This is a genomic window from Zunongwangia sp. HRR-M8, from assembly GCF_027594405.1.
Lineage (GTDB): Bacteria > Bacteroidota > Bacteroidia > Flavobacteriales > Flavobacteriaceae > Zunongwangia.
Map to the genome: position 1 here is coordinate 3,579,740 of NZ_CP115161.1, position 13,002 is coordinate 3,592,741.

The 13,002-nt window shown below is 36.8% G+C and carries 13 protein-coding genes; 8 read left to right on the forward strand and 5 right to left on the reverse strand.

All coding sequences use genetic code 11. The features are described 5' to 3' along the window. Nucleotides 1-42 precede the first annotated feature (42 nt). Nucleotides 43-1,659 carry an Ig-like domain-containing protein gene (locus PBT89_RS15530; RefSeq protein ID WP_270062632.1) on the forward strand — a complete coding sequence of 539 codons (1,617 nt, stop codon included), beginning with the start codon at nt 43-45 and terminating at the stop codon, nt 1,657-1,659. On the opposite strand, the gene PBT89_RS15535 is transcribed toward PBT89_RS15530, so the two are convergent. Further along, the gene (locus PBT89_RS15535; protein ID WP_270062633.1) at nt 1,651-2,436 is read right to left on the reverse strand and encodes an amidohydrolase; all 786 of its coding nucleotides are present in this window, start codon (nt 2,434-2,436) and stop codon (nt 1,651-1,653) included. The two genes, PBT89_RS15530 and PBT89_RS15535, sit on opposite strands and share 9 nt — an antisense overlap. Before the next feature lie 143 nt (nt 2,437-2,579). On the opposite strand from PBT89_RS15535, the gene PBT89_RS15540 reads away from it, so the two are divergent. From PBT89_RS15540 to PBT89_RS15550, 3 genes are all read left to right on the forward strand, one after another. Then, entirely contained in the window at nt 2,580-3,083 is a 504-nt protein-coding gene (locus PBT89_RS15540; protein ID WP_270060006.1) for a DUF1440 domain-containing protein, read from the forward strand. 118 nt (nt 3,084-3,201) lie between these two features. Further along, the gene (locus tag PBT89_RS15545) at nt 3,202-3,447 is read left to right on the forward strand and encodes a ribbon-helix-helix domain-containing protein (protein WP_270062634.1); all 246 of its coding nucleotides are present in this window, start codon (nt 3,202-3,204) and stop codon (nt 3,445-3,447) included. Next, a complete protein-coding gene (locus PBT89_RS15550) occupies nt 3,434-3,724 on the forward strand; it encodes a type II toxin-antitoxin system RelE/ParE family toxin (RefSeq protein ID WP_270062635.1) in 291 nt (96 codons plus the stop codon). The genes PBT89_RS15545 and PBT89_RS15550 overlap by 14 nt, the downstream gene beginning before the upstream one ends. Nucleotides 3,725-3,802: 78 nt before the next feature. On the opposite strand, the gene PBT89_RS15555 is transcribed toward PBT89_RS15550, so the two are convergent. From PBT89_RS15555 to PBT89_RS15565, 3 genes are read right to left on the reverse strand one after another with little or no spacing between them, the layout of a single operon-like run. Further along, the gene (locus PBT89_RS15555; protein ID WP_270062636.1) at nt 3,803-6,271 is read right to left on the reverse strand and encodes a ligase-associated DNA damage response DEXH box helicase; all 2,469 of its coding nucleotides are present in this window, start codon (nt 6,269-6,271) and stop codon (nt 3,803-3,805) included. Between the two features lie 43 nt (nt 6,272-6,314). Beyond that, complete coding sequence (locus PBT89_RS15560) at nt 6,315-7,907, reverse strand: ATP-dependent DNA ligase (protein ID WP_270062637.1); 1,593 nt, start codon at nt 7,905-7,907, stop codon at nt 6,315-6,317. Beyond that, nucleotides 7,904-8,920, reverse strand: coding sequence for a ligase-associated DNA damage response exonuclease (locus PBT89_RS15565; RefSeq protein ID WP_270062638.1), 1,017 nt, complete (start codon nt 8,918-8,920; stop codon nt 7,904-7,906). The genes PBT89_RS15560 and PBT89_RS15565 overlap by 4 nt, the downstream gene beginning before the upstream one ends. Before the next feature lie 209 nt (nt 8,921-9,129). Between PBT89_RS15565 and PBT89_RS15570 the strand changes: the two genes are divergently transcribed. After that, entirely contained in the window at nt 9,130-9,558 is a 429-nt protein-coding gene (locus PBT89_RS15570; RefSeq protein ID WP_270060002.1) for a TerB family tellurite resistance protein, read from the forward strand. Here the strand turns inward: PBT89_RS15570 and fbp are convergent. After that, a complete protein-coding gene (fbp, locus tag PBT89_RS15575) occupies nt 9,555-10,565 on the reverse strand; it encodes a class 1 fructose-bisphosphatase (protein WP_270060001.1) in 1,011 nt (336 codons plus the stop codon). The two genes, PBT89_RS15570 and fbp, sit on opposite strands and share 4 nt — an antisense overlap. A 107-nt stretch (nt 10,566-10,672) precedes the next feature. On the opposite strand from fbp, the gene PBT89_RS15580 reads away from it, so the two are divergent. From PBT89_RS15580 to PBT89_RS15590, 3 genes are all read left to right on the forward strand, one after another. Continuing rightward, nucleotides 10,673-11,155 carry a GNAT family N-acetyltransferase gene (locus PBT89_RS15580; RefSeq protein WP_270062639.1) on the forward strand — a complete coding sequence of 161 codons (483 nt, stop codon included), beginning with the start codon at nt 10,673-10,675 and terminating at the stop codon, nt 11,153-11,155. A gap of 76 nt (nt 11,156-11,231) precedes the next feature. Continuing rightward, on the forward strand, nt 11,232-11,705 hold the full coding sequence (locus PBT89_RS15585) for a GNAT family N-acetyltransferase (RefSeq protein WP_270062640.1): 474 nt from the start codon (nt 11,232-11,234) through the stop codon (nt 11,703-11,705). 3 nt (nt 11,706-11,708) lie between these two features. Beyond that, on the forward strand, nt 11,709-12,965 hold the full coding sequence (locus PBT89_RS15590; protein ID WP_270062641.1) for an aspartate kinase: 1,257 nt from the start codon (nt 11,709-11,711) through the stop codon (nt 12,963-12,965). The last annotated feature ends 37 nt before the right edge of the window (nt 12,966-13,002 follow it).

A 13,002-nucleotide genomic window follows, 5' to 3' on the forward strand; every position in this document is an offset into this window, starting at 1 on the left:
ATTTTTAATCTAATTTTTGAAGAAATTATAGCTCTTTTGAAGATGAACAGGAAGCTTATCAAATTTATTCTTTTTACAATTATAATCACATCTGTAGTGCGGTGTGCTAAAAAAGGAATGCCAGAGGGTGGTCCTATAGATGAAGAACCGCCACGTTTTATAAGAGCTAATCCCGAAAATTATACCACTAATTTTAAGGCTGAAGAAATTAGAATTTTGTTCAATGAATATATAAAGCTTGAAAATCCTCAGCAACAAATCATCATTTCTCCACCAATGGATCCTAAACCAAATATTCTTCCCTTGGGGCAGGCAAGAAAAGATGTAAGAATTGAAATTGGTGACACGCTAAGAGAAAATACCACTTATGCTATTAACTTTGGGAAAAGCATTGTAGATAATAACGAAGGGAACCCTTATCCATATTTCAAATATGTTTTTAGTACCGGAGATTACATAGATTCTCTTGAGGTTTCAGGATTTATTGAAGATGCCTATTTAAAAGAAACGCCAGAATTTGTTTCCATTTTTCTTTACGAAATGGATAGTACGTATACAGATTCTGTAGTTTATAAAGATATTCCCAGATATGTAAGTTATACCAGGGACAGTAGCGTAAACTTTGATTTAGAAAACCTAAAAGCCGGCAAATATCAAATGGTCGCCATTCTTGATGATAATGATAACTACAAATTTAACCCGGGAAAAGACAAAATTGGATTTTTAGAACACCCAATCACAATACCTACCGATAGCGTTTATACGCTTTCTATTTTTCAGGAAGAATTAGCTTTCGAGGTTAAAAGACCTAAACTTTTTAAAGGAAGACAATTGCTAATTGGCTATCAAGGCATGCCGAATTTGGACGATTTAGAACTTAATTTTTTATATCCGCCAATGGATGCACCGGTATCCAGAATTACACGCGATGCCAAAACCGACACGCTTTACTACTGGTTTAGAGATCCTATAGAAACCGACAGTGTTTCTTTAGAAGTTGTAACGCCACGCCAGCGCGACACCGTTTATATAAGAATGGCACAATTAGAAAGAGATTCTTTAAATGTAAGTCCAGAGCCTTCTGGAAACATAGAATACAAGCAACCATTTTTACTGAAAGCAAATACGCCTTTAGTTGAAAAAAACGATGCGCTAATTACGATTCTCAACAAAGATTCTATTGAAGTTCCTTTTACTTCTGAAATTCGATATTTAGAAAACCAATTAGAAATTAATTTTGAAAAGGAACCGGAAGACACGTATTATTTCAAAGCTTTACCGGGAACGCTAACCGATCTATTTGGAGATCAAAACGATACTATAAATCAGAAGTTAACCACCAAACCTTTATCAGACTACGGAAGCCTAATCATGTCGCTTCGCAATGTAAGAAGCTATCCTATTATTATAGAACTTACCACTCTAAAAGGAGAATTAGTAAAAAAGCAAACCTTAACTGAAGGCACAAATTTTACTTTTGAACATCTAAATGCCGGAGATTATTTTCTAAGAATTATCTACGATAAAAATGAAAATGGATATTGGGATACCGGTAGCTGGTTAGAAAGACGAAAGCCTGAAAAAATTAGTTACTATCCCGATACACTTTCGGTTCGTGCAAGTTGGGACAAAGTTATTCCTCCGTTCTATTTAGATTAACTTAAATTGATCACGGTCATTTAAAAACTTAAACTGTTTTCTGGTATCTTGAAGATAAGATTTATCTAAACAGATTTCTTTCGAGAATTCAGTTTCGGCATTTTCTTCGGTTAAAATCTTTCCGAGGCAATCATAAATTGCGCTGTGACCATTGTAAACAGCATCGTTACCATCTTCTCCTACTCGGTTTACACCGATGCAAAAACTCATATTTTCTATGGCTCTGGCTTTCAAAAGTGCATCCCAGGCTGCCACTCTTTTTTCAGGCCAGTTGGCTACGTAAATCAACAAATCGTAATCTTCAGTATTTCTTGACCAAACTGGGAATCGAAGATCGTAACAAATAAGCGGACAAATTTTCCAGCCCTTATACTCAACAATCAAACGATCATTACCTTTTGAATAAATTTTATCCTCTTTAGCTAAAGTAAACGTATGGCGTTTATCGTACTTTTGGTAAGAACCATCGGGAAAAACAAAAAGTAATCGATTATAAAAATCACCATTTTCAGTAATTATTACACTTCCGGTAATTGCTGCATCTTTCTTTTTTGCATATTCCTTCATCCAAAGTAAGGTTTCCCCATCAGTTTCTTCAGCAAGATTTTCAGCATTCATACTAAAACCTGTGGTAAACATTTCGGGTAAAACAATAAGCTCTACGGAATCGCTTAAAGCTTCAATCTTTTTACTGAAAAGACTTCGATTAGCGGCAGCATCTTCCCATTCCAGATTTGCCTGAATTATCGCTACATTCAAATTCTCCTTTGTACTCATATCCTAAATGTAAAACATTTTAAGCAGTTGTTGTCAAATGATTGTTAAATGATTGCAGAAGCGCCACTTATTAGATAGCTTTATTATCTTAATATTGAAGAGCCTTAATTGAAGTTCAGCAGTAGAGCAATAAAACCAATTTTATGTTTTTAGATACGATCAAAAATAACCCTACAATAAATAATCCAACAACCAGAAGTGTCGTAGCAGGAGCTATTGGCGGACTCGCAGGAGGTGCGGTTAAAAGTTTGGTTGAATATTTTTTACCAGTTAGAAAAGCTGAAAATCGAAGTGCTCAACTTAAAATTATAGACGATCTATCTACCAAGATTACGGGAACACCAATTAGCGTTCAGAATGAAGAACTTGCTGAACAACTGGTAAATTTCCCTGTAGGAGCCAGCGTTGGAGCCGCATATGGTTACGGAAAAAAGAATAAAGACGGATTGAATATCGCTGAAGGCATTATAATGGGAACCTCAACATGGATTTCTACCCACCAAACTTCTTTACCGCTTATGGGTCTTAAAGACAAACCTACCGATGTACCAATGAAAATGCAAGCGAACGAATTTATAGCGCATCTTTTATTCGGAATTACTACAGAATTGGTTAGAAATAAGGTAAATCAAAGTTTGAAGAAATAGAGTTGAGTTTACAATTTGAAGGTTTACGATGGACAGTATTTTAGATAGAACCTGTCAGCTTTAAGCCTAATATTGACAATATAAAATTTTTGATGTAATTTTACATCAAAAACGCACCATGTCTAGACAGAGCATTTCCTTAACAGAACCTAATGATGAATGGCTGAAAAGCCAGGTAGAAAGTAAAGAATATTCAAGCAAAAGCGAGATCGTCAATGATCTGATAAGACAGGCCAGAAAACAACAAGCTAAAATTGATTGGATAATTGCTAAACTTGAAAAAGCTGAACAAAGCGGATTTACATCAGATAGTAAAGAAGATATCTTAGCGCAATCTAAAGCCATATTAGATGGCAAATTATAGACTTAGTAACAAAGCAAAAGAAGATATAATTCGAATTCATCAATACGGTGTCTCGAAATTCGGCATGAAACAAGCTGATACATATTTTTATAAGCTATTTGAATATTTCGATATCATTGCAAACAACCCTTACTCATTTGAAGCTTTAGATTTCATAAAGAAAGATTATCGCAGATGTGTTTGCGGATCAGATAGTATTTTTTACCGCGTTAACAATGATCTTGTTGAAATTATGACTATAATCGGCAGACAAGATCTGAAAAATGTTCTTAGCTAGAATCATTGCATCTATCTTCTCCTGCCTAAACTCTAATTTCTAACAGCGAAGCCATCTAAATTCTAACTACTAGTTACCTTACCCTTCCAAACTTTTCATCATTCTTCGAATTCGGTCTTCTAATTTTTCTGAAGACAGTTTTTCCCGTAATCGATCGGTAATAATTGGAAAAGAAAATGGCGTTGGTTTTTCGCAATTTCGCCACACGATTTTTTGATGATGGATCCGTTCTAAAGCTTCTCGCAATCGTCCTTCTTCTAATTGATGCTCAAAAGTTTCTCTAAATGACTGCAAATAGAGTAAATTATCTTCTTCATAATCTTTAAAAACACTAAATAATAATTGCGAGCTAGATTGTAAATGTTTACTCTTAACGACCTTATTAGGATAACCGGTAAATACTAAACCGGCGATTACAGCAATGTCTCTAAACTTTCGGCGCGCCATTTCCGTAGCATTTAAGCTTTTATAAAGATCATCCATTAAATATTCCGCAGAAAAAAGATTATTATCCAACACCTGTTGCATATCGATTTCCTGATCACTCAGTAACTCAAATCCATAATCGTTAAAAGCAATAGAAAATGAAATGGGTGACAATAAACTGATCCTATAGGCTAGTAAACTTCCTAAAGCTTCGTGTACAAATCGGCCTTCAAACGGATAAAAAATAGCATGATAACCTTCGCGAGTTTTAAAGGTTTCAATTAAAAATTCATCGCTTTTAGGGATTATGGATTCCTTTTTTTGACGCTCGAAAATCCCTGTTAATGCCGAGAGTTCTTCAGATTTTCCGGTAGCCGGATCATATTCTGAAGCTAAATACATTTCTTCACGTAACAATTCACTCATCTGGGCAGAGAAGGTCATGCGCCCGCCCATCCAACTGGGTACTTTTGCCGTTTTCTTCTTCGATTTTTTTACTAAAACCTGCATGTTTTTAATCCGAACCAATTCCAGATTCCGACCGGCAAAGGTAAATACATCACCGGGCGTTAATTTCGAAATAAACCATTCTTCGATCGTTCCAATATAACCGCCTTTCATATATTTTACACTCAGCATTGCATCGCTGACGATTGTACCAATCTGTAATCGGTGACGCATCGCCACACCACGATGATTCACTTTAAATTTACCATCATCTTCAATTTCAATCTTTTTGTATTCATCATAGGCTTGCAAGCTCTGACTGCCTTTTGTGATGAAATTGAGAATCCATCGCCAATCGTCTTCAGTAATTGCCTGAAAGCAAAAAGTCGATTTTATTTCAGGATAAATATCCTTAGGAAAAAATCCGTTAGAAACCGCCAAAGTTGTTAAATACTGCACCAAAACATCGAAACTTAGTAAATACGGAATCCGATCTTCTACCGCTTTTTTCTCCACAGCTTTTTGCAAAGCTGAAGCCTCAATCAATTCAATCGCATGCGTAGGTAAAAAGTAGATCACACTTTCTTTCCCGGGTTGGTGACCGCTACGCCCGGCACGCTGTAAAAATCGAGCCACCCCTTTTGGGCCGCCAATCTGGACTATCGTTTCTACCGGCGCAAAATCGACTCCCAAATCTAAACTCGACGTACACACCACCGCTTTTAGACTTTCGTTTCTAATTGCCTGCTCTACCCACAGTCGCGTTTCTTTATTGATACTCCCATGATGCATGGCCAGCTCGCCTGCAAATTCCGGATATTTACCTATAAGTTTCTGAAACCATAACTCGCATTGCGATCTTGTATTGGTAAAAAGCAGTGTTGTTCTTGAATTTTTGATGATCGGCACCACCTCATCGATTAAATGTAAGCCCATATGCCCGCGCCACGGAAATTTCTCCATAGTTTCCGGGATTATCGATTTTATCTTTATCTGTTTTTGAAGATTCGCCTTGATCAACTCTGAATGCTGAAGCGCTTCAGATTCCGGTCCCAACAATACTTCTCTGGCTTGCTGAAGGTTCCCGATAGTTGCTGAAATTCCCCAAATTCGAAGCTTTTTTGAAACCGTTTTTAATCGCGATAAAGCCAGTTCTACCTGAACGCCACGTTTACTACCTAAAAGTTCATGCCATTCGTCAACTACAATGGCTTCCAGAATTTTGAAGGTTTTATCGTAGTTTTTAGATGATAATAAAAGATGCAAACTTTCCGGAGTGGTAATCAGTAAATCGGGCATCGCTTTTTTTTGTGCTGCCCGTTCTTTTTGCGAAGTATCGCCGGTTCTAATTCCGACAGTTAAATTTGTTCCTAATCCATTAGCAAATCGTTCAGCAGCTTGTTCAATTTCTACAGAAAGTGCACGAAGCGGTGTAATCCAAATGGCTTTTAGCCCTTTTTTATGTTTTGTTTTATAATCCGGATTATTTTTAATGTAATTCAGCACAATGGGCACCCACAGCGCGTAGGTTTTTCCACTTCCGGTAGGTGCGTTTAAGAGTCCGTTTTTTTGTTGCAGATAAGCTCTCCAGGTATCCTTCTGAAATTTAAATGGTTTCCAAGCCTGATCGGTAAACCAATCTTCAGCAATTTTCAAAAGTTCCTGTCTCTTCATTCTAAAATCTATCCTGAAATTATCTAATTTCGACTATCTATCGCTACGGGATTAAAGCTTTTAAATCTTCCAACGTATTAGCCTCTTCAATTTTTTTATCGGTTCGCCAACGCAGAATTCTTGGAAATCTTGTGGCCACGCCACTTTTATGACGTTTTGATTCGGCTATTCCTTCAAAAGCAACTTCAAATACGTGATGTGGAGCCACACTTCGAACCGGGCCAAAACGTTCTAAAGTGTTTTTCTTAATCCAGGCATCAAGTTTCCGAAATTCAGCATCGGTTAAACCGCTATAAGCTTTGGCAAAAGTGACCAGTTCTTCCTTCTCTTCGTCCCATAATCCAAACGTATAATCGGTAAACAAATTACTTCGCCTACCGTGACCACGCATTGCATAAGTAAGCACAGCATCGATAGTTAATGGATCGACTTTCCACTTCCACCAATCGCCTTTTTTCCGGCCGACCAGATAAGGAGAATCCAAGCGCTTCAGCATTAAACCTTCCGATTTCACTTCTCGAGATCGTTCTCTTTCCTCAGCGGCTTCTTCCCAAGTTTTAAACTGAATAGTATGCGATAAATGCAAGGGTAATTCATCCGATTTTACTTCGGTATATAGTTTTTCTAAAATCACTCTACGATCCTGAAAAGCCTTTTGCCGAATATCTTCACCCTCCCATTCTAATACATCATAAGCTTTAAGGATAACCGGTGTTTTTTTTAGTAGATTTTTTGAAATGGTTTTTCGTCCAATTCGAGTTTGTAAATCTTTAAAAGTTCCTATTCCACCATCTGGAAAAGGCAAAATTTCACCATCAATCACTGTTCCGTTTGGGATTACTCCCACAAACTTTTGAAACTCCGGATATTTATCGGTAACCAATTCTTCACCACGGCTCCACACAAATAATTCGTTATTTCGAACAATTACCTGCGATCTTATGCCGTCCCACTTATGCTCGGCACTCCATTCGCTTACATCACCTAGATATTCAGGTTTATCTTCGATTGCATAAGCTAGATAGAATGGATAGGGTTTCGATAAAAAATCCTCTTCATTTTCTTCTAAAATCAGTTTGGTGTACGTTGTTTTCGCCGGATTCCAATTGCCCATTAATTTATAAGCTAAAATATCTTCGTCGATACTGGTTGCTTTAGAAAGCGCACGCGTCATTAACTTCTGACTTACTCCAATTCGAAAACTTCCCGTGATCAGTTTGGTAAACACAAAACGTTCGTAATAATTTAAACTGAGCCAATTTTCTTTTAGATATTCTTTTTTCTCTTCTTCAGATTTTGGTTTTAAATCGATGATTTCCTGTAAAAACTGACTTAAACTTTTTTCTGAAGATGCCTCAGAAGGCGGAATAACCAGTGATATGGTTTCCGCTAAATCTCCCACAATATGATAAGATTCTTCAAACAACCAAAGTGGAATATTTGCAATTTCTGAAGCCCAACCGCGCATTAAAGTAGTATTTACTGGCCTTGGCGGTCGGCGATGTGCAAGAATTGCAATTGTCCAAACTTTGTCTCGATCGGGAGCATTATTGAAGTATTTGGTTAATGCCTCAACTTTTAGCGTTGTTTTATTAGTGGTATCTAATGTTTTTATCAATTCTGCAAACTGTCTCATTCGTCTTCGGTTTTAGAAGTTTGCTCTGCGTTTTCTTCCTCATATTGCGTTTGCTCGGTTCGTGCATCATAACCAAGCTCTCTAAGATATTTTGAAAATATATCGGTATATCCGTGCGTACAAATAATTTTTTCGGCTCCTGTTTCTTTAATTGAAGACAATAAACCTTGCCAATCGCAATGATCTGAAAGCACAAAACCACGATCGATAGCTCTACGTCTTCTAGCTCCCCGAAAGGTCATCCAACCACTCGCCGATGCAGTAACATAGGGCACCATTTTTTTGATCCACGGTGTTCCGTGCGCGCTAGGTGGTGCCACTACTATATTTCCTTTAATTTCTTCTTTTTTTACGTCACGAGTTATTCTGGTAGTTTCTGGCATTTCGAGTTGTGGGCGTAACACTTCTGTCATATTTTCGATCGCACCATGCGTATAAATTTTACCGATTGAGGTATCTAAATATTTTAATATTCGCTGTGCTTTCCCTAACGAATAGCCAAAAATTACCGATGTTTTTCCTTCCGATTTATTTTGTTGCCACCAGTTATTAATTTCAGCAAAAACTTCTTCTTGCGGTTGCCATTTAAAAGCCGGTAACCCGAATGTACATTCAGTAATAAAAGTGTTACATTTTATCGGTTCGTAAGGAGTTGCCACGCCATCATCTTCGGTTTTATAATCACCGGTAAATACCCAAACCTCTTCTTTGTGTTCTACTCTAATTTGAGCCGAACCTATAATATGACCAGCAGGATGGAAAGAAAACTTCACGTTATTAATCGTAAAAGTTTCATTCCAATCTTTTCCGCTAACGTTAATATCACCTAATCGATGTTTTATAATCGGGATATTACTATGATGGGTAATATATTTTTTATGTCCCCATCGGGAATGATCGGCATGTCCATGCGATATAATTGCTTTATCTACCGCTCGCCACGGATCGAGGTATACATCGGCTTGGGCACAGTAAATTCCGTTATCATTAAAAGCTAGTAAAGGTGTGGACATTGAATTTTTATTTTTTAAAACAGCATCTAACTTTATTTAAAAGCTCCAAATAAATTTAGAAGAAGTGCCGTAATAAATGAAATTAGTTAAATTCTGAACCTCAAAAAAACGATTAGGAAAAGATTAGGAAATGTTCGGTTTGTGAAAAAACTAATTTTTCAGCTAAATTTTAAAGCCTTTATTTATATTTGCTGGCAAAATCCCTAAATATGTCATTTTCAGATTTATTCGGCTCGGGAGAGCATTTAAGAAATTTAAGCCATTTTGCTGCAATTGTAAACCTTGCGGCTATAGACGGTGATATTAACGCTGAAGAAGAAGAATTGCTAAAACGCTTCGCTAGAAAGTTAGATATCACAGAGAGTGAATACCAAAAAGTATTAGAAAATCCCAAAGCTTACCCTCTTACTCCTTCGCACGATACCGAGCGAAGACTGGAACGCCTTCACGATTTATTCAGAATCATTTTTGCAGACCATTTAATAGATGAGGAAGAAGCCGAACTGATTAAACGTTATGCTATTGGTCTTGGTTTTTCCAGCCAGGCTTCAGAAACTATAATTAAAAGATCTATCCAAATTTTTAGTGGGCAGCTTTCTTTTGATGATTACCAGTACTTGTTAGATAAGCAGGATTAATCCTCATATTCTTTCATAAATTCTTCTGCTTTTTCTACCATTTTTTTGCTTCCGCAGAAAATTGGCGATCGCTCATGCAATTCTGTAGGCATAATATCCATTACGCGTTGGTAGCCATCACTGGCTTTTCCACCAGCTTGTTCTACAATAAAAGCCATAGGATTGCATTCGTATAGTAGTCGAAGTTTTCCTTTTTCGTGTTTAGAGCTTTTTGGATAAATATAAATACCACCTTTAATCATGTTACGGTGAATATCTGAAACCATCGAACCAATGTATCTTGAAGTATAAGGACGATCGCCTTCTTCTTCCTGGCAGTACTTGATATATTTTTTTACACCCGTTGGGAAATGGGCATAATTTCCTTCGTTGATGGAATAAATATTTCCCTTTTCAGGAAATTTCATATTTGGGTGCGAAAGATACCAAGATCCTAAAGCCGGGTTTAAAGTAAAACCATTTACTCCGTGTCCAGTGGTGTACACTAGCATTGTTGAAGTTCCGTAGATAATATATCCTGCAGCCACCTGTAAATTTCCGGGCTGTAAAAAATCTTCAGAAGTTACCGGAGTTCCAATCGGCGTTACTCGGCGATAAATAGAAAATATCGTTCCTACAGATACATTTACATCAATATTTGAGCTTCCATCAAGAGGATCCATCAGCACCACATATTTATTCTTGTGATCCTTTCGGCTACCCGCAATTGTGATGTACTCGTCGTTTTCTTCAGAAGCAATTCCGCAGACAATCTCTCTATTGGTAAGAGTTTGAATAAAGGTTTTGTTGGCGAAAACGTCCAACTTTTGCTGATCTTCACCCTGAATGTTTTGCTCTCCTACCGCTCCGGTTATATCTACAAGTCCTGCTTTATTTACCTCGTGATTTACTACTTTTGCAGCTAGACGAATGGAACGTATTAATCTTGATAATTCTCCCGTCGAGTATGGGAAATCTTGTTGATTGTCGATGATAAATTCACCGAGCGTTGGTCTGGTTTTAGTCATTTTGATTTACAGTAGTTTGTTATCAAATTTATTGAAAAAATGCCACCTTACAACGTTTTCGTAAACGTTTTAACACAAATAAAAACTTTAACCAAAAAATCTCTAATATGAAAATTGAAGTTAGAAAGGCTGCAAAGGAAGATATGCCAGCGGTACTTAGACTAATTAAAGAATTAGCAGAATTTGAAAAAGAGCCAGATGCTGTCGAAGTTTCTGTAGCAGATCTAGAAAGAGATGGATTTGGTGAGCACCCGCTTTTTGAATGCTTTATAGCTGAAGCCGATGGTAAAATTGAAGGAATGGCTTTATTTTATTATCGTTATTCTACCTGGAAAGGGAAAACTATTCATTTAGAAGATCTGGTAGTTAGTGAAGCATATCGCGGCAAAGGACTTGGTAGCGCCTTATACAACAAAGTAATCGAATATTCTAAAGAGCAGGGTTGCAAAAGAACAGAATGGGTCGTATTAGATTGGAATACTAATGCAATTGAATTTTATAAAAACAGTGGCGCAACTGTTTTTGATGAGTGGAGAACCGTGCAAATGGACGAGGCTGCAATGCAATATTTTTGCAGCAAAAGGAGTTAATATAACGCAAAGTCCCACAAAACATAGGAGCTTCTAAAAGCTTATTGCTACTTTTGTTGCAACCAAACTAAAAATTATGGAATATCAGATACGGGAAGCCAAAAGGGAAGATATGCCCCAGGTGCTAGAATTGATTATGGAACTAGCCAAACACGAAAATGCGCCAGATCAAGTAGAAATATCGGTAGAAGATTTAGAAACCGAAGGTTTTGACAATGGTAATTTTAAATGTTTTGTTGCCGATGTAGATGGCAAAATTGTAGGTATGGCATTAGTTTATTTTAGGTTTTCTACCTGGAAAGGTCGTACCGTGCACTTAGAAGATCTTATTGTTACTGAAAGTATGCGAGGCACTGGTTTAGGTGGAGCGCTATATAATCAAGTTGTAACATACGGCTATGAACATGGCGTAAAACGTGTAGAATGGGTAGTTTCTGAAGGCAATAAAAATGCGATCGAATTCTATGAAAATACCGGAGCTGATATTAAAAAGAATTGGTTTACGGTTCACATGAATGAAAGTGTTATTAAAAAGAACATACAAAAATAGCGAATGAAAGTCTTCAAATTTGGAGGAGCTTCTGTAAAAGATGCAGAAGGCGTAAAAAATGTTTTAAAGGTTCTGGAGAAACACCATAATCCAGATAAATTGATTGTAATTTCAGCAATGGGTAAAACCACCAATGCGCTAGAAGCGATCATTTTAAAATATTTAGCCGGAAGTTCTCCAGAGGAAGAAATTGACCATCTGAAGCTTTTTCATTTCAATATTATCAATGCTTTATTTGAAAATAAGCAAGCCGCAGTTCTCGAAAAAATAAATCATTTTTTTGAGAATCTTACCAATTTTCTTCAGCATAATAAATCCGTACAATACGATTTTGTTTACGACCAGATTATAGGTTTTGGGGAATTAATTTCTACAACTATTGTTAGTGAATTCTTATCGCTAAATGGAATTAAAAATACCTGGATAGACGCCCGAGAATTTATTAAAACCGATAGCACCTATCGCGATGCGCAGGTGAATTGGGAAATTACTCAGAAAAAAATTATTGCTGAAATTAATCCTGAAACCATAACGATCACCCAGGGTTTTATAGGTTCAGATACTAATAATTTCACCACTAGTTTAGGTCGTGAAGGTAGCGACTATACCGCTGGGATATTTGCTTATTGTTTAAATGCTGAAAGCGTAACTATCTGGAAAGATGTTCCCGGAGTTTTAAATGCCGATCCTCGTGAATTTACTGAAACTACATTGCTGAACCAGATTTCTTATGAAGAAGCGATCGAACTTGCTTTTTATGGCGCTTCGGTAATTCATCCTAAAACATTACAACCTTTACAGCGTAAGGAGATTCCACTTTTTGTGAAGTCTTTTTACCATCCAGAAAACGAGGGAACAAAAGTTTGCCGTGGCAATGGCTGCGCGGTAGTTCCGCAGATGCCTTGCTTTATTGTAAAGAAAAATCAGGCAATTATTTCTTTATCTTCTTTAGATTTCTCGTTTATGGTTGAAGAAAATATTAGTGAAGTATTTCAGCTATTCCACCAATATCAAATGAAGGTTGATCTTATTCAGAATTCCGCCATCAGTTTTTCGGTATGTGTAGATAACAAATTCAACCAGCTCGAAAAACTAATTCAACACTTAAAAGCAAAATTTCGCGTTAATTATCAAACTGGAGTTTCGTTGTATACTATTCGTCATTTTGATGAAAAAGCAATTACTTCCGTAGAAAAAGGAAAAAAGGTACTTTTAAAACAACTTACGCATAACACCGTACAAATGGTGACAGATTGTTAAAACCTTATTACCTATCTTTGTACATTTGATTAAAACC